This is a genomic window from Streptomyces sp. NPDC048664 (assembly GCF_040650555.1).
GTDB lineage: Bacteria > Actinomycetota > Actinomycetes > Streptomycetales > Streptomycetaceae > Streptomyces.
In genome coordinates this window covers 60,312-86,070 of record NZ_JBEZHK010000022.1, presented here as the reverse complement: position 1 = coordinate 86,070, position 25,759 = coordinate 60,312, and the positions used below count along the sequence as shown (strand labels likewise).

The following is a 25,759-nucleotide window of genomic DNA, read 5'->3' as shown; positions in this document are numbered from 1 at the left end:
GGCCGCCCCTCACCCGTCCCGCAGCTTCTTCAACCGCTCCACGTCCGCCGCGTGCCCCTCCCTGCCGCCGGGCGTCTCGATGATCAGGGGTACGCCCTCGGTGGCCGGGTGGGTCATCAGCGCGCGGAACGGGTCCTCGCCTATATGACCGGAGCCGATGTTGGCGTGGCGGTCCTTGTGCGCTCCGGCCACGTCCTGCGAGTCGTTCGCGTGGATCAGCTTCAGCCGGCCCTCGCCGACGGTGCCCACCAGCAGGTCCAGGGTCTGGTGCATGCCGTGCGGCCCGGTCAGGTCGTGCCCGGCGGCGAAGACATGGCAGGTGTCGAGGCAGACACCGAGCCGGGGATGCGCGTCGAGGGCCTCGAAGTAGGGCCCGTAGTCCCAGGTGCGTGAGCACAGGGAGGAGCCCTGGCCCGCGGTCGACTCCAACAGCAGGAACGGGTCGTCGTGCGTCAGCTCGTCCAGCAGGGGCAGCAGCCGCTCGCGCACCTGCCGCAGCGCGACGGACCGCTCGCGGCCGCCGGTGGCGCTGCCCGTGTGCACCACGACTCCCCGCGCGCCGATCTCGCGGCCGCGGCGCAGCGAGTGCCGCAGGGACTCGACGGACCGCTCCACGGTCGCCTCGGTGTGCGAACCGAAGTTGATCAGGTACGGCGCGTGCACATACGCCGGGATCGACGCCGCGGCACACGCGGCCCGGAACTCCTCGTCCTGGCGGGCGCTGCCCGTGGGCGTCGCCCAGCCGCGTGGATTGGCGACGAAGACCTGGACGGCCTCGGCCGACAGATCGCGCGCGTAGGCCAGCCCCACGGAGTGCAGCCCACCGGCGACCGGGACATGGCCGCCCACGGGATTGCGGGCCGGGCCGGGGCCCGCCGGCGGGGAGGCGGGGGAGGACGGGGCGTACGGAATGCTCACCTCACCAGGGTGGCATGCCCCCGAAGCGCCCCGTCGGGCGGTCACCGGATCTTGATCGTGACCGTGGACCCCTTCGGCGCCTTGTCGCCGCCCTTCACCGACTGGTCCTTGACCGTGTCGCCGAACAGCCCCAGCAGCCCACGGTCCTCGTCGACCTGGAAGCCCGCGTCCTGGAGGGCCTTCGTGGCGTCGTCGACGCTGTCGCCGACCACGTCCGGCACCGGGATCATCTCGGGACCCTTGGAGAGCGTCAGCGTGATCGTGTCGCCCTCGGCGGCCTGCCTGCCGTCCTGCGGCGACTGCTGGGCGACCTGCCCCGCCTCGACGTCCGCGTTGACCCGGGTGGGGGAGATCCGCACCTTCAGGCCCGCGTCCTGGAGTTCCGCCGTGGCGTCGTCCACCGAGTCGCCCGTGACGTCGGGTACGTCCACCGGGGCGCCCTTGCTGACGACGAGCGCGATCGCGGAGCCGCCGTGGCGCTTGATGCCCGCGCCCGGTTGCGTCCCGATCACGGAGCCCTTGGGCACGTCCGCGCTGAAGGCCTGGGTCACCATGCCCGCGGCCAGGCCGCGCTTCTTCAGCTCGTCCTGCGCCTTGTCCAGCGGGAAGCCCTTCAGATCGGGCACCGCGACCGTGCGGGGACCGTCGGAGAGGGTCAGCGTCACCGCGTCGTTGGAGCGGATCCGCGCCCCCGTCACCGGGTCCGTGCTGATGACGGTGCCCCGCGCGACCGTGTCGCTGTAGCTGTGCCGGACCGTCTTGACCTGGAGCCCGGCCTGCTTCAGCCGGGTCCTGGCCTCGGCCTCGGTCTTGGCCAGGAGCGGCGGCACCTTGGTGAACTGGCCCGAGTTGATGTACCAGACACCGGCGCCCACCCCGAGCACCAGCAGGACGGCGACGACCAGCGCCAGCAGGTTCCGCCGGGGCGCGTTGCGCCGGCGCGCGCGGAGGCGCCCGGTGGGCTCGGCGGGCCCGGGCGCGGGCATCTCCAGCCGGGTCGTCCGATGCAGCTCCGCCTCACGCTCCGCCTCCGCGCCGACCGCGGAGGAGGTGCGCGGGATCACCGTGGTGCGGTCCTCGCCGCCGCCGTCCGTCTCGATCGCGGCCGGCGGCACGGCGTCCAACTCCTCCGCGGTGAGCGCGTTGCGGACCTGGAGCACCTGGCCGAGCAGGGCCACCGCGTCGTCCGGGCGCAGCCGGGGGGAGCGCGCGGCGGCCGACGCCACCAGCTCGTCCAGCTCCACGGCCAGCCCCGGCACCGCGGCCGACGGGGGCGGCACGTCCTCGTTCAGGTGCCGGTAGAGCACCTGGGCGGGGGAGTCCCCCCGGTGCGGCTTGGCGCCGGTGAGCATCTCGTGGAGGACCACGCCGCACGCGTACACGTCGACCCGGGGGTCGGCCGTGCCGTTCTCGATCTGCTCCGGCGCGAGGTAGGAGACGGTGCCGAGCACGTCACCCGTGGTGCTCGTCACGGTGTTCACGGCCCGGACGAGACCGAAGTCGGCGACCTTGACCCGGCCGTCGTCGCCTATGAGGACGTTCTCCGGCTTCATGTCGCGGTGCACGAACCCGGCGCGGTGGGCGGCCCCGAGGGCGGCCAGTACCGGTTCCAGGATGTCCAGGGCGGCGCGCGGCTGGAGCGCCCCGCGCTCGCGCAGCACGTCGCGCAGGGTGCACCCGGCGACGTACTCCATGGCGAGATACACGTACGACCCGTCGGTGCCCTGGTCGAAGACCTGCACCACGTTGGGGTGGGCCAGGCGGGCGACCGACTTGGCCTCGCGTATGAAGCGGTTGACGAACGTGCCGTCGGCGGCCAGCGCCGGGTGCATCACCTTGAGCGCCAGGACGCGGTCGAGGCGGGTGTCCACGGCCTGGTAGACCGTGGCCATCCCACCGACGGCGATACGCGCATCGACGCGGTAGCGGCCGTCGAGCACTTGCCCGACGAGAGGGTCCTTGAGGGTCGTGTCCACCCTGCGAGTCTACGAGGGGACGCCGACAGGCCCGTCCGATACTGCTCCAGCGGAGCGGACTGAAGCTGTCCTGTGACGCACACCGCGTCCGCACAGGTGTTCATGAGCCGCGGGGCGGGGTAGACGAGGCCCGCGGAGCGCCGCCGCTCCGGCGCCGGCGGCAGCGCCCGGGTCCGGCGGCCTCAGAAGGCGGGCCGTTCCGGGTCCAGCCGGGCGATGCCCTCGGTCGGCGACGAGGCCTCGGCGAAGTGCCGGCGCGGGATGCGCCCGGCCCGCCGGGCGAGCCGTCCCGCCTCCACCGCGTGCCGCATCGCCTCCGCCATGAGCACCGGCTCCTGCGCCCGGGTCACCGCCGAGGCGAGCATCACACCGGCGCAGCCCAGCTCCATCGCCAGGGCCGCGTCCGACGCCGTGCCCGCGCCCGCGTCCAGGATGACCGGCACGCGCGCGTGCTCCACGATCAACTGGAAGTTGTGCGGATTGCGGATGCCGAGCCCGGAGCCGATCGGGGAACCGAGCGGCATGATCGCCGCGCAGCCGACGTCCTCCAGCTTCCGGGCGAGGACCGGGTCGTCGTTGGTGTACGGCAGCACGGTGAACCCGTCGTCCACCAGTGTCTCGGCCGCCTCCAGCACCTCGATCGGGTCGGGCAGCAGGGTCCGCTCGTCCGCGATGACCTCCAGCTTGACGAGGTCCGTGCCGAGCGCCTCGCGCGCGAGGCGGGCGGTGAGCACGGCCTCGCCGGCGGTGAAGCAGCCCGCCGTGTTGGGCAGCACCCTGATGCCCAGCCTGTCCAGCACGGACAGGACCGAGCCGTGCACCGTGGCGTCCACGCGCCGCATCGCGACCGTGGTCAGCTCGGTGCCGGACGCCACCAGGGCCCGCTCCAGCACGTCGAGGCTGGGGGCGCCGCCGGTGCCCATGATCAGCCGGGACGAGAAGGTCGTGCCGGCGAGGACGAGGGGGTCGTCGGCCATGGTGGCTCAGCCTCCCTGGACGGCGGTGAGGACCTCGACCCGGTCGCCCTCGCGGAGGGCGGTCGAGGGCCACTGCCCGCGGGGGACGACGGTCTCGTTGAGGGCGGCGGCCACACCGGAGTGGGCCGCGGTGAGGGTCGCGACGACGGTGCCGAGCGCGATGCCGGGAGCCACCTGGCGGGGCTCGCCGTTGACCGAGATGTTCATGCGGGCTGCTCCGTGAGCGTGGTGTGCGGTGGCGCGGCGGCACAGAACCGCCGCGGGGTGAAGGGGAGCGCGTGCCCGGGAAGTTCCCCGGTGGTCAGGACGTGCGCCATGACGTCGCCGGTGACCGGGGTGAGCAGTACGCCGTTGCGGTGGTGCCCGGTGGCCACCAGCAGGCCGTCCAGGCCGGTGGGGCCGAGCAGCGGGGCGTTGTCGGGGGAGCCGGGGCGCAGCCCGGCGCGGGTCTCGGTCAGCGGCAGCTCGGTGAGGCCCGGGACCAGCTCGTGCGCGTCCCGCAGCAGCTCGTAGACGCCGCCCGCGGTGACCGTCGTGTCCCAGCCCATCTCCTCGGTGGTGGCCCCGACGACCAGCTCACCGTTCTCGCGCGGCACCAGATAGACCTGGCTGCCCCGGACGACGGCGCGCACCGTGCGGCTCAGGAACGGCGCGTACGCCCGTGGCACCGTCAGCCGCAGCACCTGCCCCTTCACCGGGCGCACGGGCGGCACGATCTCGTCGGGGACGCCCGCGAGCCGCCCGCTGTGGCTGCCTCCCGCCAGCACGACCTGACCGGCCGCGAGGACGGTGCCGTCGGCGGTGCGCACCCCGGTGGCCCGGCCACCGCGCACCTCGAGCCGCTCGGCCCAGGCGCGGTGGAGGACGACGCCGGCCCGCTCGCACGCCGTGACCAGGGCCGAGGCCAGCCGGCGCGGATCGATCTGGTGGTCGCCGTCGACCCGCAGCCCGCCGCGTACACCCGGCGCGAGCATCGGCTCCAGACGGCGGCACTCCCGCCCGGTCAGCCACTGGGACTCCAGGCCCGAGCGCTGCTGGAGCGCGTGCAGCTCCCGCAGATGGGCGCGGTCGTCGGTGTCCAGGGCGACGGCCAGCGTGCCGCACCGGCGGTAGCCGAGGTCCTGGCCGGTGGCCTCGGTCAGCTCGGCGGCGAAGTCCGGGTAGCGGCGCGCGGACTCCAGGTTGAGGCCGAGCAGGGTCTGCTCGCCGTAGTGCAGTTCGGTGACGGCGGCGAGCATCCCGGCGGCCACCCGGGCCGCCCCGCCGCCCGGCTCCGGGTCCACCACGATGGTGGCGAGCCCGCGCAGGGCCGCCCGCCAGGCGGTGACGAGCCCGATGATCCCGCCCCCGACGACGAGGACGTCCGGGGTACGGGTTGCGGACATCTGTGCGGCTGACATGGCTGACATGGGCGTCCAGCCCCCTCCCTTCGCCGGCATGACCCGGATCAGGTTCGTACGGTCGGAGGCCGCCAGCCTCCCTCTCAGCCCGGTACGCCCCGGGCTCCCGCGAGTGCTCTAGGTCCCCACCCTAATCCGTGCCCCTGACGCCGGTAAGGGAGCCTCCACCGGCGTCACGCCGTCCGCGGGCCGCGGACGCGCGGCGGGCGGGGCGTTGTGCAACAGGTCACGCAGCACGCCCCCTGACTGACTCTTCGTCAGTTGTCTATGGTGATCAGGTGAGCGAGCAGACGCGGGACCGGGGCGAGGCGGCACAGGACGGTGCGGCGGGCGGCGACAGGGCGCGGCGGGTCGTCATCGCGGGCGCGGGCATGGCGGGGGTGCAGACCGCCGTCGCCCTGCGGGAGCAGGGCTTCAGAGGCGGGGTGACGCTGATCGGCGCGGAGCCGCACCAGCCCTACGACAGGCCGCCCCTGTCCAAGGCCGTGCTGCTCGGCAAGGCCGAGGGATCCGCCTTCGACGTCGACTTCGAGTCCCTCGACATCGAACTGAGGCTCGGCTGCGAGGTCCTCGGGGTGCGCCTGGCCGACCACGAGCTGGACACCGAGAACGGGCCCGTGCCCTACGACGCCCTGGTCCTGGCGACGGGCGCCGAGCCGATCCGGCTCCCGGACACCGAGGGCGTGCCCGGTGTGCACCTGCTGCGCACCCTGGACGACGCGGAGCGGCTGCGGCCGATCCTCGCCGAGCAGCACGACATCGTCGTCGTGGGCGCCGGTTGGATCGGCGCCGAGTTCGCCACCGCCGCGCGCGAGGCGGGCTGCGCGGTGACCGTCGTGGAGGCCGCGGACCGGCCGCTGGCGGGCGCGCTGCCCGAGGAGGTGGCCGCGCCCATGACCGGCTGGTACGCCGAGAGCGGCGCCGAGCTGCGGGTGAACGCGCGCGTGGAGCGTGTCGAGCCCGGCGCGGTGGTGCTCGACGACGGCACCCGGGTCCCGGCGGGCGCGATCGTCGTGGGCATCGGGGCCCGCCCCGCCACCGCCTGGCTGGCCGGTTCGGGCATCGAGCTCGGCGACCACGGCGAGGTGCTGGCCGACGAGCACCTGCGCACCAGCGCCCCCGACGTGTACGCGGTCGGTGACTGCGCGTCCTTCCCGTCGGGACGCTACGAGGCGCGGCTGCTCGTCCACCACTGGGACAACGCCCTGCAGGGCCCGCGCACGGTGGCCGCGAACATCGCCGGCGAGGCCCTGGTGGCGTACGACCCGGTGCCGTACTTCTGGTCGGAGCAGTTCGGCCGGTTCGTCCAGTACGTGGGGCACCACGCCGCCGCCGACGCGACGGTGTGGCGCGGGGACCCGGACAGCGCGGCCTGGTCGGTGTGCTGGCTGCGGGCGGGCCGCCTGGTGGCCCTGCTCGCGGTGGGGCGCCCCCGCGACCTGGCCCAGGGCCGCCGGCTGATCGAGGCGGGCACCCCCATGGACCGGGAGCTGCTGGCGGACGCCTCACGCCCGCTGAAGTCCGCCGTGGCGACCTCCCCTTCGTGACCCTGGGTGAGGACGGGTGACACGGCGTCCCCCGGCGGGGGCAACCGGGCCCCCTGAGCAGGTGCCCCGCTTCCGACTGTCGGTCCCAGATGGCAGGCTTGATCCTGTGACCGAGATTGACGTAAAGATCGATGCTCTCGTCCCCGCCTGGCTCACCCTCCCCGACATCGCCGAAGCGTTCGGCGTCGAGGTGACGCGTGTGCGGCAGCTGGTCAAGGACGGCCAGCTCATCGCCGTACGCCGAGGTGAGAACCGCGCGCTGCACGTCCCCGCCGCCTTCGTCGACGGGGACAAGGTCGTCAAGGGCCTGTCCGGCACCCTGACGCTCCTGCGGGACGACGGCTTCACGGACGAAGAGATGATCGAGTGGCTCTTCACCCCCGACCCGAGCCTGCCCGGCACCCCCGCGCAGGCTCTCGCTGAGAATCGCGGCACGGAGGTGAAGCGCCGCGCGCAGGCGCTCGCCGTCTGACCGATCCGACCCGAGGTGATCCGACCCGGCCCGACCGGGCCGGGTCCGCTCGACAGAGCGACAGAGCGAGAGAACGACAGTCCGGCGTACGGGCCGCCGCCGTGGTCGCACACGGCCGCCACGGCCGCACCCCGCGGCCCGTACGCCACCGACCCCCCGAGGGAACCCACCGTGCCCGACACCGCCCGCACCGCCCGGCTCGCCGACGCCCGCGTCTATCTGTGCACGGACGCCCGCACCCGGCAGGGCGACCTCGCCGACTTCCTCGACGCGGTCCTCGCCGGCGGAGTCGACATCGTGCAGCTGCGCGACAAGGGCCTGGAGGCGGCCGAGGAGCTGGCGCACCTCCAGGTCCTCGCCGACGCCTGCGCCCACCACGGCAAGCTGCTCGCGGTCAACGACCGCGCGGACGTCGCCCACGCCGCCGGCTCCGACGTCCTCCACCTCGGCCAGGGCGACCTCCCCGTGCCCGCGGCGCGCGCCGTCCTCGGCGACGACGTCCTCATAGGCCGCTCCACCCACTCCGCGGCCGAGGCCGAGGCCGCGGCCGTCCAGGACGGCGTGGACTACTTCTGCACCGGCCCCTGCTGGCCCACCCCCACCAAGCCCGGCCGCCCGGCCCCCGGCCTCGACCTGGTCCGCCACACCGCCGCCCTCGCCGGCGAGCGCCCCTGGTTCGCGATCGGCGGCATCGACCTCGCCAACCTGGACGAGGTCCTCGACGCCGGAGCGCGGCGGGTGGTCGTCGTGCGGGCGATCACGGAGGCGGACGACCCCGGGGCCGCGGCGGCCGAGTTCGCGAAGCGGCTGCGCGCCGCCGCGGGCTCCGGCCCGCGCTGATCGGCGAGAGGCCGAGAGGCCGAGAGGTCGCCAGGCCCCGGGAGCGGTCGGCGGCCTCCGGGACCGCCAGGTGTCCGACAGGTGGACAACAAGTCGACAATCCGGGCAATTTTCCCGCATCCGGTTGGGCGACCGCCGCCCCCTGGCTAACCTGCGACTATGGCCCTCGGAACCGCATCCACCAGGTCGGACCGCGCACGCACCGTGCGCGACATCCTGGCCACAGGCAAGACGACGTACTCGTTCGAGTTCTCGGCACCGAAGACCCCCAAGGGGGAACGGAACCTGTGGAGCGCGCTCAGGAGGGTCGAGGCGGTCGCCCCGGACTTCGTGTCCGTCACCTACGGAGCGGGCGGCTCGACCCGCGCGGGCACGGTCAAGGAGACCGAGCAGATCGTCGCCGACACCACGCTCACCCCCGTCGCCCACCTCACCGCGGTCAACCACTCCATCGCCGAACTGCGCAACATCATCGGCCAGTACGCCGACGCGGGGATCCGCAACATGCTCGCCGTGCGCGGCGACCCGCCCGGCGACCCGATGGGCGACTGGGTCGCCCACCCCCGCGGACTGACCTACGCGGCCGAACTCGTGCGCCTCATCAAGGAGGCCGGGGACTTCTGCGTGGGCGTCGCCGCGTTCCCCGAGATGCATCCGCGCTCCGAGAGCTGGGACACCGACGTCGCCCACTTCGTCGACAAGTGCCGGGCCGGCGCCGACTACGCGATCACCCAGATGTTCTTCCAGCCCGAGTCGTATCTGCGGCTGCGGGACAAGGCCGTCGCCGCGGGCTGTTCGACGCCCATCATCCCGGAGGTCATGCCCGTCACCAGCGTGCGCATGCTGGAGCGGCTTCCGCAGCTGAGCAACGCGGTGCTGCCCGGACGACTGCGGGACCGGCTCCTCGCCGTCGGAGGGGATCCGGCGGCTGTACGCTCGACCGGGATCGAGTTCGCCACCGAGTTCTGCGCGAGGCTGCTGGCCGAGGGTGTTCCCGGACTGCACTTCATTACACTCAACAACTCCACGGCGACGCTGGAAATCTACGAGAACCTGGGCCTGCACCACCCGCAGCGGGCCTAGACCGGCCGCACCGGCATACGACACACTGCGTAGCGGCCACTGGGAGAGGGGCGTACATGGGCTTGACGGTCCTCTACATCGCGTTCGGCATCGTCGCGCTCTGGCTGCTCGGCGAGGTGCTGCTGCAGTACAAGGCGCGTCTGCGCTGGCGGCTGGTCGCCTTCGCCGGGTTCCTCGGCGTCGTGCTCGGTGTGCTGCTCCACTCGGTGCTGGTCATCGCGCTGGGCGCCGCCGCGTTCACGGTCGGGCAGACCTTCGTCACGCTGTCGTTCCGGCGCGGCTTCGCGGCCGGCTGGGCGGTCGGCAACCGCCGCGAGCAAGGCGGCGGCAGCAAGCGCCGGCGGGGCGAGCCGGCGCGCGAGAAGGCGGAGAAGACCGCCCCCGAGCCGGTGCCGGAGGCGGCCTACCGCCAGGACGACGTGTACGACGACGAGGCGGACGACGTCTTCACCCCGCAGCAGCACCAGGACCAGTCCGACCGGACCGCCGCCGAGACGACGGCCGTGTACGAGCCCCAGCCCCTGCCCGAGGACACGGGTTCCTACGGCGTCTACACCGGCCAGGCCGGCCATGCCGATCAGTCCGGCCAGCAGCAGCAGGCCGACCAGGCGTACGCGTACGACGGCTACACCGGATACGACCAGCAGCAGTACGGCTACGACACCGGCCAGCAGCAGAGCTACGCGGGTTACTCCGACCAGTACCACTACGGCACCGGCACCTACGACCCCTCCTACGGCGGCCAGCAGCAGTACGCCCAGCAGGGCTACGGCCAGGACCAGTACCCCACCGGCACCTACGGCGAGACCCCGGCGGCCGGCGTCTGGGTCCCCCAGCAGCGCGGCACCGAGGACGCCCTGACCGGCGAACTCCCGCCCGAGCAGCAGTACCCCTACCAGGGCGACACCCCGCGGCAGCAGGGCCACGGGTTCGACGAGCAGTACCGCTTCTGAGCGGACACGCGCCGGGGGCGCCCGGGGGCTACTGGGACCCCCGGAAGCCGGGCCCCTCCACGATCAGTCCCGCGACCAGCGCGCCCGACATCCCGGCGTGGGCGAGCCCGCCCCCGGGATGGGACCAGCCGCCCACCGTGAACACCCCGGGCATCCCCGTGCTGTTGGAGGGCTGAAGCCACCGCCCCCCGCCCGCCGCCAGCGCCGGCGCGGGCACCGCGCCGCCCTCGGCCCCGGTGTCCGCGGCGATCTCGCCCGGCCCCCGCACCTCGTGCCACAGCACCCGTGAACCCAGCCCCGGCACCGCCTGCTCCGCCGCGGCGAGCAGCCGGCCCACCTCCGGCCGCGGGCCGTCGGACCCCGCGGGCACCGTGACCGTCAGCGTGAGGGCCTCGTGCTCGGCGTCGGGCACCAGCGAGGGATCGCCGGGCCGGGTCACGGTCACCGTCGGCGCCGCCTGGGCCCCGGCGGACGCGCCGTGGGCGCCGAAGACGCGGTCCAGTTCGCCCTGCCGGTCCGTCGTGTGGACCACCGTGCGGTGCGCGGCGTCCGCCGGCCGTCCGCCGCGCAGGGCCAGCAGCACCGTCAGCCGGCCGGTCGGCCCGGGCCGCGCCGGGACCTCACCGTCCGCGCGCGCCTCCCGACCCGGCGGCAGCAGCCGGTCCAGCACACCGGGCGCGACCCCGGCCACGACATGGTCGGCCTGAACCACCCGGGCCGCTCCGGCATCGCCCCAGCTCACCTCGACCCCGGCGGCCCGGCCGTCCCGCTCGACGATCCCGGTGACCTCCGCGCCGAAGACGAACTCCACCTTCCGGGCCAGGCACCGCTCGTACACGGCGCGCGCCAGCTCCCGCACGCCGCCGCGCACGTACCAGGTCCCGAAGGCGTGCTCCATGTACGGCAGCACGGCCGCGCTCGCGGGCACGGTCCGCGGGTCGAGGCCGTACGCCAGGGCGTGGCTCTCCAGCAGGGCCGCGAGCCGGGGCTCACGCAGCTCCCAGGCGCCGATCTCGGCGAGGGTGCCGGCGCGCCGGGTGCGCAGCAGCCTCTTGTGCGGCACCGCCGGATACGGCTCGCGCTCGGCGAGCACCTGCCAGTCGGCCCACAGCGGCTCCTCCAGCAGCGGTCTGCGCGTGCGGTCCCAGGCCTCACGGGCCCGCACCAGGAAGTCGCCCCAGCGCTCGCCCATGCCCGCGCCGAGCGCCGCGTCCAGAGCGGAGACCACGCCTGCCCGGGACGCGTTGGGCAGCGACACCTCGGTGCCGTCCGCGAACACGTGCCGTGTCGAGGGGTCGACCTGGACCAGCTCGACGCACGCCTCCAGCGGCTCCTTGCCGGTCTTGACGAACAGGTCGCGGTAGACCGCGGGCAGGGTCAGCAGCGCGGGCCCCGTGTCGAAGGAGAAGCCGTCGCGCGTGAAACGGCGCACCGAGCCGCCGTAGGTCTCCGCCCGTTCGAACACCACCACCCGGTGGCCCGCGACGGCCAGCCGGGCGGCGGCCGCCATCGCGCCCATCCCGGCGCCGATCACCGCAATCCGTGCCATGCCAGTGACCTTATCGGCCGTCACCGACAATCCGTCCACGGGGCCCTGACCAGCTCGTTTCCCCGGCGGTCGGGGCGCGCGCCGGACGGTGGCGCGGGACTGAGTACCCGTACTCAGCCGATGAGATGAGTATCCGCGCGGATGGGTCCCTCTCGGGGAGAGCGGGAGAGTGGGGGGGGCACGGAAAGGGCACGGCCCCGGACCGCCGACACGGGGCGGCGGAACGGTGCCGGCCCCCTCGCCGGGGGGCGACACCGGGGAGCACGGGGGCGACTCGGGGGAGTACGGCGAAGCGCCGGACCGGGCGGACCGCGGTGACGCGGTCGCCGGTCCGGCGCTCTCGTCCGGGCCGTCGGCGGGTGCCGAGGTGCCCGGTGTGTCAGCGGCTGCCGCTCACCCGTCCCTGGAGCAGGCGCGACAGCGCCGAGTGGACGTCGTCCAGGGAGCGCTCCGGCTGGAAGGACTGCCAGTCGAGTGCCGCCACCAGGACCATGCCGACCAGCGCGGCGGCCGTCAGCTGGACGTCGATCTCGTCGCTGAACTCGCCGTTCGCCACCCCGTCCCGCAGGACGTCCTCGATGGCCGCGACGACCTGCTGCCGCATCACCATCAGCGTGGACTGCCAGGCGCGGTTGGTGCGCCACAGCTCGGCCACGTACAGCTGGGTGAAGGCGGGGTAGCGCGCGATGAAGCCGAGACCGGCCCGGATCATCGCGTCCAGGGCGTCCACCTTGGTGCCGCCTGCCCGGTCGATGTCCTCGGCGGCGTCCTTGAGGGAGGCGGTGAGCAGGCCCACGCCGTGCCGCAGCAGCTCCTCGAACAGGACGGACTTGCTGGCGAAGTTGTAGTAGACCGTGCCCTTGGCGACCCCGGCCCGCTCGGCGATCTCGTCGACGGTGGTGGCGGAGAAGCCCTGCTCCGCGATCAGGGTGACGGCCGCCTCGTAGAGCTTCTGCCGGGTCGCCTCGCGGCGGCTGGAGCCGCCGCTCGGAGCGGCGCTGCTGCGTTCCATGGCGTTGATTCTCACAGGATCCTCCTCGCCCGGGGGCGCAGGGCTTGTACGGCGCTCACAGGCTCAGCTCCGGATGCAGCCGGTCCAGCGTCCACACCTGCCTGGCGCGAGCCGACAGGGTGGTCAGCGCGAGGGCGCCCGCGGTGAACGCCACCAGCACGGCGCACGCCTGCCACACCGGGCCCAGGCCGCCCCCGGTGATGAGCCTGCGCAGGGCCTCGATGACGTAGCTCATCGGCAGGTAGGGGTGGATGGCGTTGAAGAAGCCCGGACTGGTCTGCACGGGGTAGGTGCCGCCCGCGGACGTCAGCTGGAGCATCAGCAGGGCGAGCACGAGGATCCGGCCCGCGGCCCCGAAGCGCGCGTTGAGCCACTGCACGATGGCCCCGAAGCACGCCGCCACGAGGAACAGGAACCCGATCGTCCCCGCCGCGTGCTCCATCCGCAGTCCGATCGCCCAGTGCAGCACCGCCATCAGGGCGGACGTCTGCAGCACACCCACCGCGGCCACCGGCAGCCAGCCGGCCAGAGCCGCCCGCAGGGGCGATGCCCCGGCGGCCAGCGCGCGCCTGTTCAGCGGCGGGATCAGCATGTAGGCCACCATCGCGCCCACCCACAGGGACAGCGGTATGAAGTACGGGGCGAACCCGGTGCCGTAGTTGGGCGCCTTGTGCAGGTCCCTGGAGGCGAGCTGCACGGGGTCCGACATGACGTCGGTGCGCAGGTCGCGCTGGGCCTTGTCGTAGTCGGGGATCTTCTTGGCGCCGCTGTGCAGTCCGTCGGCGAGCTTGCCGGAGCCGTCGCCGAGCTTGTACATGCCGCCGTTGAGGTCGATCGCCCCCGTGTGCAGCCGGTCGACGCCGCTGTCCAGGGCGGCCGCTCCCGAGTAGGCGCTGCCGAGACCGGTGTTGATCTTCTGGACGCCCTGGGCGACCGCGGTGGCGCCCTTGTTCAGCAGGTTGATCCTGGCGACCGCGGCGTCCAGGTCGCCGGACAGGTGCGGCGCCGCCTTGGCGAGCGCACGGGCCTGCTGCTGGAGCGCCGTGATGTCCTTCTTCATGGCGGTCGTGTCGTCGTGGTAGTCCGTCACCACGGTGTTGACGTCCTTGGCCAGGCGCGCCGCGTCCGCCGCGGAGTCCCTGGCCTTCTTCAGGTCGTCGCAGGCCGGGTCGGGCAGCAGGGCCTTCGCGCAGCGCCTGTCGTAGATCGTGTTCAGGGCGTCGGACGCCGCGCTGGTGCCGCTCTGGACGATCGGCGCGGCGGTGACGATCGCGTCGAGGTGGTCGTCCATCACCCCGGCCGAGTCGGCCACCAGGGTCGCGGTGTCCGCGATCTTCTGGCCGTTGTCCTTCAGGTACGGGCGTACCCCGTCGGCCGTTCCGTTGACCTGCGCGGCCAGTTGCGCGGTGCCGTCCGCGACCTGCTGGGCCACGCCCTGGAGGGTGCCCGCGCCGTCGTGCAGCTTGGTCAGGCCGCCCGACAGGTCGCCGCTGCCCTTCTTGGCCTTCCGCAGCCCCTCGGCGAGGTCCTGGGAACCCTTCTCCGCCTTCCCGATCCCGTCGGTGAGCGTGTCGGCGCCCTGGGCGGCCTGCGCGGTCTTGCCGTGGATGTCCGAGAACGAGATGAAGATCTTGTCCAGGAACGACCGGGACGCCTTGGCGGAGGCCGCCGAACGCACCTCACCGAAGACCGTCTTGGAGATCTGGCCGACGATGTAGTTGTTCGCGTCGTTGGTGCGCACCTGGAGGGCGCCCGTCTCGGGCGAGTCGCCGGAGCTGGAGGAGATGCGCTTGCTGAAGTCCGACGGCATGGTCAGCGACAGGTAGTAGGTGCCGTCCTCGACACCCTTCCGGGCCTTGGCGGCACTCACCTCGTGCCACTCGAAGGTGTCGCTCTCGCGCAGCCCCTTGACGATGTCGTCGCCCACGGCGACCTTCTGTCCCGCGACCGTGGACCCGCTGTCGCTGTTCACCAGCGCCACGGGTATGCGGTCCAGACGCCCGTACGGGTCCCAGAACGACCACAGGTACAGGGCGCCGTACAGCAGGGGCAGCAGAAGCAGCGCGACCAGCGCCGCGCGCGGCAGTTTCCCCCTGCCGAAGCGCCTGAGCTCAAGCGCGGCCAGTTTCGGCGAGCGCATCCGCCGTCTCCTTGTCGTGGTCCGTGCCGTCCTTGTCCTCGGACGGCTCGTCGGGGGTGGCGTGCTCGGCGGGGCCGGCGGGGGGCGTGGCGCCGGACGTGGTGGCGGACGCCGCGACCGGGGCTGTCGACACCACGACCGCGCCCTCGGGCGCCTCCGCGCACACCGCGACGACCGTCGTCCCGCTCTCGGTGAGGGACCTCAGCAGGTCCCACACCGCGTCTCGTTCGGCGGCCGAGAGCTTGAGGTCGGTGTCGTCGACACCCAGCAGCCTCGGGCGCCCGATCAGGGCCAGCGCCACGGACAGCCGCAGGGCCTCCAGGCGCTCCAGGTCGCGCACCGCGGTGCGGGGACCCTTGGGCAGCGTCTCCACGTCGAGTCCGGCCGCGGCCAGGGCGGTGGCGATGCGCTGCTCGGCCGTCGCCGTCCGCTCGGTCCGCGGCCGCAGCAGCGCCCGCACGGAGTCCCCGAACCGGGCCTCCAGCAGGGCCCGTTCGCGCAGATGCTCGCCGACGGTGAGGGCCGGGTCGAGGTCGGTGACACCCGGCACATGTGCGAGCGCGCTGATGCGCCGCACCGCGGCCATCTCCTTGGGCAGCCGGTGGGTGCCGATGTCGGCGCGCCCCTCGGTCGGCTTCATACGGCCGGTGAGGGCGAGCAGCAGACAGGTCCGGCCGGAGCCCGAGGGGCCCCTGACCGCGATCAGCGACCCGGGTTCCGCGTCGAGGCCGACGCCGCGAAAGGCCCAGCCGCGCGGACCCTTCACCCCGAAGTCCACGGCGCTGACGGCGGCCCCGGCGGGGGCCTCATGCTCCTGCGGGTCCATGTCCCCCCTTTGTTGTTGTGCCAGGGCCGCCCGGCGCGGGCGGCCCTTTGAACTGACTGGTCAGTTCAAAAAATACTCCGAACTCCCGGGCGAAGCAAAACGGGTCGGGTGCACCCGTACCCGGGCTCGACGCGCCGACACGGCACGCGGCGCCGCCGGGTGAGCCCCCTGGCGCCGCGTCCGGTCCGCCCTCCGGCCCCCGGTCAGCCGCCGACGTAGTCCGAGAGATGCTCGCCGGTCAGGGTGGAGCCCGCGGCGACCAGCTCGGCGGGCGTTCCCTCGAAGACGATCCGGCCCCCGTCGTGCCCCGCGCCTGGCCCGAGGTCGATGATCCAGTCGGCGTGCGCCATGACCGCCTGGTGGTGCTCGACCACGATGACCGACTTGCCCGCGTCCACCAGGCGGTCGAGCAGGCCGAGCAACTGCTCGACATCGGCCGGGTGCAGGCCCGCGGTCGGCTCGTCGAGGACGTAGATCCCGCCCTTGTCGGCCATGTGCGTGGCCAGCTTGAGGCGCTGACGCTCGCCCCCGGACAGCGTGGTGAGCGGCTGGCCGAGGGTCAGGTACCCCAGACCGACGTCGGCGAGCCGGCTCAGGACGCGGTGCGCGGCGGGGGTGTGCGCGGGACCGGAGGCGAAGAACTCCTCGGCCTCGGCCACCGGCATCGCCAGCACCTCGCTGATGTCCCGGCCACCGAGGTGGTAGTCGAGCACCGACGCCTGGAACCGCCTGCCCTCGCACTCCTCGCAGGTCGTGGCGACACCGGCCATCATCGCCAGGTCGGTGTAGACGACCCCGGCGCCGTTGCACGTGGGGCAGGCGCCCTCGGAGTTGGCGCTGAACAACGCGGGCTTGACGTCATTGGCCTTGGCGAACGCCTTGCGGATCGGATCGAGCAGCCCCGTGTACGTCGCCGGGTTGCTCCGCCGCGAACCGCGGATCGCGCCCTGATCGACCGACACCACACCCGCCCCCGCGGGGATCGAGCCGTGCACCAGCGAACTCTTGCCCGACCCGGCGACACCCGTGACCACGGTGAGCACCCCGAGCGGGATGTCCACGTCCACACCGCGCAGATTGTGCGTCGACGCGCCCCGGACCTCCAGCGCCCCGGTGGGCGTGCGCACCGACTTCTTCAGCGAGGCCCGGTCGCCGAAGTGACGGCCCGTGACCGTCCCTCCCGACCGCAGACCCGCCACGGTGCCCTCGAAGCAGACGGTGCCGCCCGCCGTGCCCGCACCCGGCCCGAGGTCCACCACATGGTCCGCGATCGCGATCACCTCCGGCTTGTGCTCCACGACGAGCACCGTGTTGCCCTTGTCCCGCAGCCGGAGCAGCAGCTCGTTCATCCGCTGGATGTCGTGCGGGTGCAGGCCCGTGGTGGGCTCGTCGAAGACGTACGTGGTGTCCGTCAGCGAGGAGCCCAGATGCCGGACCATCTTGACGCGCTGCGCCTCACCGCCCGACAGCGTGCCCGAGGGCCGGTCCAGCGAGAGATAGCCGAGCCCGATCGACACGAACGAGTCCAGGGTTCCCCGCAGGCCGGCGAGCAGGGGCGCCACGGAGGGCGCGTCGAGCTCGCGCACCCACCGCGCCAGATCGTTGATCTGCATCGCGCACGCGTCCGCGATGCTGATCCCCTCGATCCTCGACGACCGCGCCCCCTCGCTCAGCCGGGTGCCCCCGCACTCCGGGCACGAGGTGAAGGTGACCGCCCGGTCCACGAACTCGCCGATGTGCGGCTGCATCGACTCCCGGTCCTTGGAGAGCATCGACTTCTGGATCCGCGGGATCAGACCCTCGTAGGTCATGTTGATGCCCGCGATCTTCATCCGCGTCGGCTCGTGGTGCAGGAAGGCGTGCAGCTCCTTCTTGGTGTACCGGCTGATCGGCTTGTCCGGGTCGACGAGGCCCGACTCGCTGTAGAGGCGGTAGTTCCAGCCGCCCGGCTTGTAGCCGGGAATGGTCAGCGCGCCCTCGGACAGCGACCTGGAACCGTCGTAGAGCTGGGTGAGGTCCAGGTCGGTGACCGAGCCCCGGCCCTCGCAGCGCGGGCACATGCCGCCGGTGACGCTGAAGCTGCGGCGCTCCTTCACGGTCTGCCCGCCGCGCTCCATGGTCACCGCGCCCGCTCCGCTGACCGAGGCGACGTTGAAGGAGAACGCCTGGGGCGAACCGAGGTGCGGAGTCCCCAGCCGGCTGAAGAGGATGCGCAGCATCGCGTTGGCGTCGGTGGCGGTGCCGACCGTGGAGCGGGGATCGCCCCCCATCCGCTGCTGGTCCACGATGATGGCGGTCGTCAGCCCGTCGAGGACGTCGACGTCGGGCCGCGCGAGGGTCGGCATGAACCCCTGGACGAAGGCGCTGTACGTCTCGTTGATCAGCCGCTGCGACTCCGCGGCGATCGTGTCGAACACCAGTGAGCTCTTGCCCGATCCCGAGACCCCCGTGAACACCGTCAGCCGGCGCTTGGGGATCTCGACGCTGACGTCCTTGAGGTTGTTCTCGCGCGCGCCGTGCACACGGATCAGGTCGTGACTGTCGGCGGGATGCGACGCGGGCGACTGCGCGTGGGCCCTCGGGGCCTTGGTCATCGTGTCTCCGTCCGTGTGACCGCTCCGGGCCGAGCGGTGCCGAGCCTGCGGTCAGGCTAGACGAGGCCCGCCGCGCACCGCTTCTTCGTTCCTGACCGATCGCGCCGGACGGCATCGGCGCAGGTCGCGGCGCATTGTCAGTGCCGTGCCCCACGATGTGCACAGACGGCCGCGGTGCCGTCACGCAGACGACAGGAGGTTCGTCATGGCCGGCCGTCACACAGCAGCCGTGCACCCCGTGCTGCGCCGGGCCACGGCCCCGCCCGCCGCCCTGGACCTGCTCGCCCAGGCGCGTGCCGGACTCCAGGAGGCGGCACTCCTCGGGGCGCCCCACGAACGCTACGCGACCGCCCACCTCGCGGCCCTGCGCACGGCGGCGGCCGTGCTCGCCGCGCGCGGCCGGCCGGAGCCCCCGGGCAGGCGCCGCGCCCGGATCCGCAGCGCCTGGGACGTGGTCCCCGAGATAGCTCCCGAACTCACCGAGTGGTGCGCGTTGTTCGCCTCCGGCGCCGCCCGCCGCGCCCGCGCCGAGGCGGGCATACGGGACGCGGCGGGCACCCGGGACGCCGACGACCTGCTCCGCGACGCGGCGATGTTCCTCCGCCTGGTCGAACGGATGCTGGTGCTCCAGCCGGTCCTCCCGCGGCCCCACCCGGACGGCACCCGAAACATGCCGGACGCGGGCTGAGCGGTGCGCGGGCGCGGCGTGGCGTTCGGGTCGTGGACGGGCCGTCGGGCAGGGTGCCGGAGGCAATAGGGTGGGAGCGTCTGAAGTCCTTCGCCCTGTTCCGAGGGCCGCAGGACCGATCCGATCGCTCCGCCGTACACCGGGCGGTGCCGCGCCGAGGAGTCAACTGCCGTGTCGGACCCGATGCGCCCCCGCGCTTCTCTCCGTACCGCCGTGGTCTGGGAGGTCCTCAAGGACGCCCTCGACCGCCGCGTCAAGGCCACGGGGCGGGACGTGCTGGACGTCCTGGACACCGGAGGCGGAAGCGGCAACTTCGCGGTGCCCGTCGCGCGCCTCGGGCACCGCGTCACGGTCGTGGACCCCAGCCCGAACGCGCTGTTCGCGCTGGAGCGCCGGGCCGCGGAGGCCGGTGTCGCCGACCGTGTCAAGGGTGTCCAGGGCGATGCCCACGGCCTCTTCGACGTCGTCGAGCGCGGCGGGTACGACGCGGTGCTGTGCCACGGCGTCCTGGAGTACGTGGACGACCCCGCCGAGGGCGTCCGCAACGTGGTCGCCGCCCTGCGGGCCGAGGGCGTCCTCAGCCTTCTCGCCGCCGGGCTCGGCGGTGCCGTGCTCGCCCGGGCGCTGGCCGGGCACTTCAAGGAGGCCAAGCAGGCGCTGGAGGACCCGGACGGCCGCTGGGGCGCGAGCGACCCCGTGCCGCACCGCTTCACCGGCGAGCAGCTGACCGCGCTCGTGGAGGAGGCGGGCCTGCGGGTCGGCGCCGTCCACGGGGTGCGGGTCTTCGCGGACCTGGTGCCCGGGGTCCTGGTGGACACCGAGCCCGGCGCCCTGGAGGCGCTGCTCAAGCTGGAGGCCGCCGCGGCGGAGTCCCCGGCGTTCCACTCCGTGGCCACCCAGCTCCATGTCCTCGGCGAGACCCGGGCGGCGGCCGGGGCCTGAGCCCACGGCCGGTACGCCCCGCTGATCAGGGGCTCGGCGGCGGATGGAGTACGCCACAGGCCCTCCGATCGGGCGGTCAGCGCCGTATGATCGAAGCAGACCACCCGGCATGACGGGTCGGCCGCCGGGGAATGGAAGCCTCAGCGGGCCGGGCCGTCGTGGCGGTTCCGGTTGGTCAATTGGCGTGAGGGGCGGGTTTCAAGGGGGCGATTCCCTGCCTATCCTGAAGGGGACCCCCAGTCGCCCCGGCGACTGCACGATGAGGAGGACTCCGTGCCGCTCTCGGAGCACGAGCAGCGAATGCTCGAGCAGATGGAGCGAGCGCTGTACGCCGAAGATCCCAAGTTCGCGACGGCGCTTGAGGGAAGCGGGCTGCGCACGTACACCCGGCGACGGGTCTACCAGGCGGCGGCCGGTTTCCTGGTGGGTATCGCGCTCCTCATGACCGGTGTGGTCGCCAAGCAGATCTGGATCAGCGTGGTGGGCTTCCTCGTCATGCTGGGCTGCGCGGTGCTCGTCGTGACCGGTTGGCGCAAGGTCCCGAAGCCGGGCGAGCAGGGCGTCCCCGGCGCCCCGGGGTCCCAGCGGCAGATCCGGCAGCGACGCTCCATGATGAACCGCATCGAACAGCGCTGGCAGCGACGCCGCGACGAACAGGGTCAGTAGCCCTCGGGCGACAGGACAAGAGCTACGTGTGAGGGGGCGGCCACCTGGTGGCCGCCCCCTCACACCGTTCCCGGCGCCCGCGGGGACTTCCCGGACGACGCCCTCAGCCGGCCCGCTCGCCGGACGGGGACGGGGAGGAGCGGCGGCCCAGCAGGGCCGTCCACCGCGCCGCGCCGCGGGCCTTCAGAGCCGCCCAGCGGTCGGCGCCGGCCCATATCGCCCGCATGGCCGAGCGCGGGGCCACCACCGCGCGGACCCGGGTCCGCCGGTCGGCGGTGGACCGCAGCGCCGACCGCACCGCGCGCACGTCCTCCACCAGTCCCGCCGGGGGGCGCGGTCGCGCCGAGAACAGCGCCTGTTCCACGGCCCCGGCGACCCGGTGCACGGCCTGGGCCGCGCTCTCGTCCAGCCGGCCGAGCCGCACGATCCGCTCGGCGGCTTTGCGCGGGGTCAGCGCGTCGTCCGGCACGATGCCGTGGTCCCACGCCGTGTCGATGAGCTCGCGCCACACCGCCAGGGTGTGTCCCACGGCCGGCTCGCCGTCCCGGACCGGCGGGGGCTCCCGGCCCGGCGGCGCGGCCGGTTCGACGTCGCCCGCCTGCCCCCGCGCGCCCGTCCCGGTGTCCCGGACCCGGTGCTCCGAGCCCAGCCGTACCGAGCGGCTGCGCAGCCGCCACAGCATCGGCGCCAGCGGCACCGCGAGCACGGCCAGGCCGAGCAGCACCCACGCGAGGAGGTCGTACCACGGCGGGCCGCCGTCGCCCGGCGGCGCCGTGGCACTCGGCGACACCCCCGCGCACGCTCCTTCCTTGCGCTCCGCCAGCGAGCACTGCGCGTTCGCGGACGGCGCCGTGGACGGCTGTACCGAGGACGACGTGGAGGGCCGCGGTGCCTCGGGGTTCTCCCCGGTCGGCGTGTTCGACTGCGTGTACGAGGGGGGTGATCCGCGACTGGGGGTCGGCTCGAAGCGGGTCCAGCCCACCCCCTCGAAGTACAGCTCCGGCCAGGCGTGCGCGTCCCGCAGCCCCACGGACATGGAGCCGTCCGCCTGCGGGGACCCCGGGGTGAAGCCCACCGCGACCCGGGCCGGGATTCCCAGGGTCCGCGCCATCGCGGCCATCGCGAACGAGAAGTGCACGCAGAAGCCCTGCTTGTCCTTCAGGAACCGGGCGATGGCGTCGGGTCCGGTGCCCACCTGCACGTTCGTGTCGTAGACGAAGCCGCCGTCGAGCGCGAACCACTCCTGGAGCTTGACCGCCTCCTGGTAGTGGTTCGTGGCCCCGGCCGTGATCTGGCGCGCCGTCGCGGCCACCACCGCCGGCAGGGAGCCGGGCACCTTGGTGAACTCGCGCTCGAAGGCGGCGGACGGCTCGTGCGCGGAGGCCAGTTGCTCCGCGGTCGGCTGCGCGATCAGGCTCCTGACCTCGTACTGCAGGCCGCGTGTGGTCTGCCCGTGGTCGCCCACCAGGGTCCGGCCCACCGGCTCGTACCGCCAGTTTCCCCTCACCTTCACGCTGGTCGCCGGGTACGGCATGGGCAGCCAGTCCTGCGCGTACCAGCCGGCCGCCGAGACCCGGGTGTCGATCTCGGTCCGCCGGACCGACCTCGCGAGCCCCGGCGGATCGGGGAGGGTGTCCGGCACGTCCGTGATGTGGCGCTGAGCGGGCTTCCAGGTGGTCCCGTCGAAGTCGTCCAGGGCGACGATCCGCAGATACATGTCCTGGGTGTCGGAGGAGTTGGTGCGGTACACCAAGACCTGGCGGTCCTGGTCGATGTTCAGGCTGTCGCGCAGCGACACCAGGGGGTTGACCGCGGAGATCGTCTTGCCGTTGCCGAGCCCGTCGCCGACACCCGCCCCGGCGTCGGCCAGCAGCCCGCCGTTCAGCGTGGGCAGCGCGAGCGGCACCACGAGGGCGATGCCCAGCGCGACCGCGCCGATGCGCCGCCCGGTGCGGACCGGAGCGACCGCACCCGAGGGCTCCCCGCCCGGCGCCCGGGCCACGCCGCTGAACACCCGGCCCCACTGGGAGAGCCGCTCCCGGCCCTCGGCCAGCAGCAGCGTCAGGTAGCCGCAGGTGGCGACGACGAACCACAGCCAGTCGTTCGAACCGGCGGAGAGGCCCGCGGCGACCGAGTACAGCGCGAGCAGTGGCAGCCCGGCGGGGGCCGCCGAGCGGAACGTGACCGCGACCGCGTCCACGAGCAGTCCGATCAGCACGACACCGCCGACGACCAGCAGCCGGATGCCCGGGGACAGCGGCGCCGGGATCGCGTAGCGTCCGACGTCCTCCCCGCCCGACCGCAGCACCTCGGCGAACCGGCCGAAGGCGTCGGGGCCGGGCAGGAACCCGGCGACGGCCTGGTCGTGGGCGAAGAACAACGTGAGCAGCAGCAGGGAGACCGCCGCCTGGCAGGCGATGGTCAGCGGGCGCGCGAGCGGCACCCGCCGGGTCAGCGTGCCCACGGCGGTCTGCACCGCGACGATCAGCACCACCTGGAAGATCCAGGTGGCCGGGGAGACCAGCGGCAGCAGCGCGCACGACGTCATCAGGGTCGCCGCCGCCGCGCACAGTGCAAGCCGGGCCCGCCCGCTCATGACCGCCCCTTCGAACCGCTCATGGCGCCCGCCGTCGTGTGCTGCCGGTCCGCCTGGCGCCACAGCTCGGCGAGCGGGACGCCCCGGGGCACCGCCAGCGCGGTCCAGCCGGCCTCGCGCAGCATGCGCAACCGGTCCTCGGTCCGGTGCGAGGCGCCCGGCGCGTCGGCGTGCTCGCGGGTCCAGGTGCCGCTGTCGAGCACGAAGGCGAGCGCGCCGCCGCTGCGCCGGCTCATCTTGGCGGCGACCGCGGCCTGTTCCTCGTCGAGGTCGCCGAAGAAGGCCACCAGCAGGCCCTCGTTCCCGCCGCGCAGCACGTCGTAGGCGCGGGACAGGCTCCCGCCCTCGGAGTGGTCGACCACGGCGAGCGTGTCCATCATGAGCCCGGCCGCGTCGACGGACTCCTGGCTCGACCCCGCGAAGCCGTCCGCCCCCTCGCCCGGCACGGAGGTGCCCGTGTCGGTCAACAGGCGCACCGAGAAGCCCCGTTCCAGCATGTGCACCAGCGTGGACGCCGCGCCCGCCACCGCCCATTCGAAGGGGGAGTCGGGGCCGGCCCCCCGGTAGGCGATGGCCCGGGTGTCGAGCAGCACGGTGCACCGCGCCCGCTGCGGCTGCTCCTCGCGGCGCACCATCAGCTCCCCGTAGCGCGCGGTGGAGCGCCAGTGCACCCGGCGCAGGTCGTCGCCGTGCCGGTAGCCGCGCGGGATGACGTCGTCCTCACCCGCGAGGGCAAGCGAGCGCTGCCGCCCGTCGCCGTACCCCTTCGCCTCGCCCGCCAGACGTACCGCCGGGAGCGGCTCCACGCGGGGGATGACCGTCAGGGTGTCGTAGGACGAGAAGGAGCGGCTCAGCTCGCACATCCCGAAGGGGTCGGTCAGGCGCAGCTGGAGCGGTCCCAGCGGGTAGCGGCCGCGCAGGTCCGAGCGGACGCGGTAGGACACCTCGCGGCGGCCGCCCGCCTCCATCCGGTCCAGGACGAAGCGGGGGCGCGGCCCGAGCACGTAGGGCACCCGGTCCTGGAGCATCAGCAGCCCGGTGGGCAGCCGGGAGACGTTGTCCATCCGCAGATGGACGCGGGCCTCGGAACCCGCGGGCACCCGGGAGGGGGAGAGGCGGCGGCTGCCCGCCACCCGGTAGCGCGTGCGGTACAGGACCGTCACGCACACCAGGGGCAGCACGGCGAGCAGCAGACCGACCCGGAGCAGATCGCTCTGCCCGAGCACGTAGGCGCAGATCGCCGCCGCGACACCGGCCGCGAGGAAGGACCGCCCCCGCGTGGTGAGTCCGGCGAGCGCCGCGCGCAGCCCGCCCTCGTCCTCCTCGGCCGCGGGCGCCCTCCCCCCGAGCGCCATCACAGCCTCCGGGGCGGCTGCTGGCCGAAGCCGCGGTGGCCCACGGTGAGTCCGGACTGCTGGGGAGAGGCGGGTACCGGGGTGTGCTGGAGGATCTCCTCCACGACCTGCTCCGCCGTGCGCCGGTTGAGCTGGGCCTGCGCGGTGGGCAGCAGCCGGTGGGCCAGCACCGCCACGGCGAGGGCCTGGACGTCGTCGGGCAGCGCGTACTCCCGGCCACTGAGCGCGGCGTTCGCCTTCGCGGCGCGCAGCAGGTGCAGCGTGGCGCGCGGCGAGGCGCCGAGTCTGAGGTCGGGGTGGGTGCGCGTGGTGGCGACCAGGTCCACCGCGTAGCGCCGGACCGACTCGGCGACATGGACGCCGCGGACGGCTTCCACCAGTTTCACGATGTCGTGGGCGTGCGCCACCGGTTGGAGGTCGTCCAGCGGGTTCACCCCGCCGTGGACGTCGAGCATCTGCAGCTCGGCGTCCGCGCTCGGGTAGCCGATGGAGACGCGGGCCATGAAGCGGTCCCGCTGCGCCTCGGGCAGCGGGTAGGTGCCCTCCATCTCCACCGGGTTCTGGGTGGCGACCACCATGAACGGGCTGGGCAGTTCGTAGGTCTGCCCGTCCATGGTGACCTGGCGCTCCTCCATCGACTCCAGCAGCGCGGACTGGGTCTTGGGGGAGGCGCGGTTGATCTCGTCGCCGATCACGATCTGGGCGAAGATCGCGCCCGGCTTGAACTCGAAGTCGCGGCGCTGCTGGTCCCAGATGGAGACACCGGTGATGTCCGAGGGCAGCAGGTCGGGCGTGAACTGGATCCGCCGCACCGAGCAGTCGATGGAGCGCGCCAGCGCCTTGGCGAGCATGGTCTTGCCCACGCCGGGGACGTCCTCGATCAGAAGATGGCCCTCGGCCAGCAGTACGGTCAGCGAGAGCCGCACGACCTCGGGCTTGCCCTCGATCACTCCCTCCACCGAGCTGCGCACACGCTCCACGGTGGCGGTCAGATCACTGAGGCTCGCTCGATCGTCATAGGTCGTCACCCGGCCCTCCTCGGCCCGATATTGCTCTGGGCCGTCGCTCTGTGACGCGGACCGGCCCACCCCGGATTACGGACACCACGCGGAGATGGTTCCGCGTGACGCCACCCCCGCATTCTTGTGGGCGTTACCGGTTCGTGTCACTCGCCTGTGGATAACTGGCCCCGACATGTCGGATCCGGGGCCGTCCCGGAGCCCCC

At 73.5% G+C, this 25,759-nt stretch carries 21 protein-coding genes and 1 riboswitch; of the genes, 8 read left to right on the top strand and 13 right to left on the bottom strand.

The genetic code is table 11. From position 1 onward, the window contains the following. Positions 1 to 9 precede the first annotated feature (9 nt). The 5 genes from AB0C59_RS23285 to thiO form a co-directional block, all read right to left on the bottom strand. On the bottom strand, positions 10 to 912 hold the full coding sequence (locus AB0C59_RS23285) for a deoxyribonuclease IV (RefSeq protein ID WP_363007621.1): 903 nt from the start codon (positions 910 to 912) through the stop codon (positions 10 to 12). A gap of 47 nt (positions 913 to 959) precedes the next feature. Next, a complete protein-coding gene (gene pknB, locus AB0C59_RS23280; RefSeq protein WP_363007531.1) occupies positions 960 to 2,894 on the bottom strand; it encodes a Stk1 family PASTA domain-containing Ser/Thr kinase in 1,935 nt (644 codons plus the stop codon). Between the two features lie 182 nt (positions 2,895 to 3,076). Next, entirely contained in the window at positions 3,077 to 3,871 is a 795-nt protein-coding gene (locus tag AB0C59_RS23275; protein WP_363007529.1) for a thiazole synthase, read from the bottom strand. A gap of 6 nt (positions 3,872 to 3,877) precedes the next feature. After that, complete coding sequence (gene thiS, locus AB0C59_RS23270) at positions 3,878 to 4,078, bottom strand: sulfur carrier protein ThiS (protein WP_363007527.1); 201 nt, start codon at positions 4,076 to 4,078, stop codon at positions 3,878 to 3,880. Beyond that, positions 4,075 to 5,256 carry a glycine oxidase ThiO gene (thiO, locus tag AB0C59_RS23265; protein ID WP_363007619.1) on the bottom strand — a complete coding sequence of 394 codons (1,182 nt, stop codon included), beginning with the start codon at positions 5,254 to 5,256 and terminating at the stop codon, positions 4,075 to 4,077. The genes thiS and thiO overlap by 4 nt, the downstream gene beginning before the upstream one ends. 22 nt (positions 5,257 to 5,278) lie before the next feature. Next, positions 5,279 to 5,391: riboswitch (TPP riboswitch) on the bottom strand. Positions 5,392 to 5,549: 158 nt separating this feature from the next. Here thiO and AB0C59_RS23260 point away from each other — a divergent pair. The 5 genes from AB0C59_RS23260 (at position 5,550) to AB0C59_RS23240 (ending at position 10,166) form a co-directional block, all read left to right on the top strand. Continuing rightward, positions 5,550 to 6,818 carry an FAD-dependent oxidoreductase gene (locus AB0C59_RS23260; RefSeq protein WP_363007525.1) on the top strand — a complete coding sequence of 423 codons (1,269 nt, stop codon included), beginning with the start codon at positions 5,550 to 5,552 and terminating at the stop codon, positions 6,816 to 6,818. A gap of 106 nt (positions 6,819 to 6,924) precedes the next feature. Continuing rightward, on the top strand, positions 6,925 to 7,290 hold the full coding sequence (locus AB0C59_RS23255; RefSeq protein ID WP_363007523.1) for an Rv2175c family DNA-binding protein: 366 nt from the start codon (positions 6,925 to 6,927) through the stop codon (positions 7,288 to 7,290). Positions 7,291 to 7,461: 171 nt separating this feature from the next. After that, positions 7,462 to 8,130 (top strand): thiamine phosphate synthase, encoded by a 669-nt coding sequence (gene thiE, locus AB0C59_RS23250; protein ID WP_363007521.1) that lies wholly within the window; start codon positions 7,462 to 7,464, stop codon positions 8,128 to 8,130. Positions 8,131 to 8,289: 159 nt separating this feature from the next. Next, complete coding sequence (gene metF, locus AB0C59_RS23245; RefSeq protein ID WP_363007519.1) at positions 8,290 to 9,213, top strand: methylenetetrahydrofolate reductase [NAD(P)H]; 924 nt, start codon at positions 8,290 to 8,292, stop codon at positions 9,211 to 9,213. Positions 9,214 to 9,269: 56 nt separating this feature from the next. Next, complete coding sequence (locus AB0C59_RS23240) at positions 9,270 to 10,166, top strand: hypothetical protein (protein ID WP_363007517.1); 897 nt, start codon at positions 9,270 to 9,272, stop codon at positions 10,164 to 10,166. A 28-nt stretch (positions 10,167 to 10,194) separates the two neighbouring features. On the opposite strand, the gene AB0C59_RS23235 is transcribed toward AB0C59_RS23240, so the two are convergent. The 5 genes from AB0C59_RS23235 to AB0C59_RS23215 form a co-directional block, all read right to left on the bottom strand. Beyond that, the gene (locus tag AB0C59_RS23235; protein ID WP_363007515.1) at positions 10,195 to 11,715 is read right to left on the bottom strand and encodes an NAD(P)/FAD-dependent oxidoreductase; all 1,521 of its coding nucleotides are present in this window, start codon (positions 11,713 to 11,715) and stop codon (positions 10,195 to 10,197) included. A gap of 379 nt (positions 11,716 to 12,094) precedes the next feature. Further along, entirely contained in the window at positions 12,095 to 12,727 is a 633-nt protein-coding gene (locus tag AB0C59_RS23230; protein ID WP_363007513.1) for a TetR/AcrR family transcriptional regulator, read from the bottom strand. A gap of 55 nt (positions 12,728 to 12,782) precedes the next feature. Further along, positions 12,783 to 14,867: a YhgE/Pip domain-containing protein gene (locus AB0C59_RS23225; RefSeq protein WP_363007511.1), complete on the bottom strand. Its 2,085-nt coding sequence runs from the start codon at positions 14,865 to 14,867 to the stop codon at positions 12,783 to 12,785. Then, entirely contained in the window at positions 14,839 to 15,693 is an 855-nt protein-coding gene (locus tag AB0C59_RS23220; RefSeq protein ID WP_363007509.1) for an ATP-binding cassette domain-containing protein, read from the bottom strand. Before AB0C59_RS23220 ends, AB0C59_RS23225 begins: the two co-directional genes overlap by 29 nt. 203 nt (positions 15,694 to 15,896) lie before the next feature. Beyond that, positions 15,897 to 18,287, bottom strand: a complete 2,391-nt coding sequence (locus tag AB0C59_RS23215; protein ID WP_363007507.1) for an excinuclease ABC subunit UvrA — start codon at positions 18,285 to 18,287, stop codon at positions 15,897 to 15,899. Between the two features lie 205 nt (positions 18,288 to 18,492). On the opposite strand from AB0C59_RS23215, the gene AB0C59_RS23210 reads away from it, so the two are divergent. The 3 genes from AB0C59_RS23210 (at position 18,493) to AB0C59_RS23200 (ending at position 20,583) form a co-directional block, all read left to right on the top strand. Next, positions 18,493 to 18,975 carry an SAV_6107 family HEPN domain-containing protein gene (locus AB0C59_RS23210; RefSeq protein ID WP_363007505.1) on the top strand — a complete coding sequence of 161 codons (483 nt, stop codon included), beginning with the start codon at positions 18,493 to 18,495 and terminating at the stop codon, positions 18,973 to 18,975. 171 nt (positions 18,976 to 19,146) lie between these two features. Continuing rightward, on the top strand, positions 19,147 to 19,917 hold the full coding sequence (locus AB0C59_RS23205) for a methyltransferase (RefSeq protein ID WP_363007503.1): 771 nt from the start codon (positions 19,147 to 19,149) through the stop codon (positions 19,915 to 19,917). Positions 19,918 to 20,190: 273 nt separating this feature from the next. After that, positions 20,191 to 20,583, top strand: a complete 393-nt coding sequence (locus AB0C59_RS23200; RefSeq protein WP_363007501.1) for a DUF3040 domain-containing protein — start codon at positions 20,191 to 20,193, stop codon at positions 20,581 to 20,583. Between the two features lie 103 nt (positions 20,584 to 20,686). Here the strand turns inward: AB0C59_RS23200 and AB0C59_RS23195 are convergent, their stop codons facing one another. The 3 genes from AB0C59_RS23195 to AB0C59_RS23185 are packed head-to-tail and all read right to left on the bottom strand — an operon-like array spanning position 20,687 to position 25,562. Then, on the bottom strand, positions 20,687 to 23,179 hold the full coding sequence (locus AB0C59_RS23195; protein WP_363007499.1) for a DUF3488 and transglutaminase-like domain-containing protein: 2,493 nt from the start codon (positions 23,177 to 23,179) through the stop codon (positions 20,687 to 20,689). Next, positions 23,176 to 24,534: a DUF58 domain-containing protein gene (locus tag AB0C59_RS23190; RefSeq protein ID WP_363007497.1), complete on the bottom strand. Its 1,359-nt coding sequence runs from the start codon at positions 24,532 to 24,534 to the stop codon at positions 23,176 to 23,178. The genes AB0C59_RS23195 and AB0C59_RS23190 overlap by 4 nt, the downstream gene beginning before the upstream one ends. Further along, positions 24,534 to 25,562: a MoxR family ATPase gene (locus tag AB0C59_RS23185; RefSeq protein ID WP_363007495.1), complete on the bottom strand. Its 1,029-nt coding sequence runs from the start codon at positions 25,560 to 25,562 to the stop codon at positions 24,534 to 24,536. The genes AB0C59_RS23190 and AB0C59_RS23185 overlap by 1 nt, the downstream gene beginning before the upstream one ends. Positions 25,563 to 25,759: the final 197 nt, after the last annotated feature.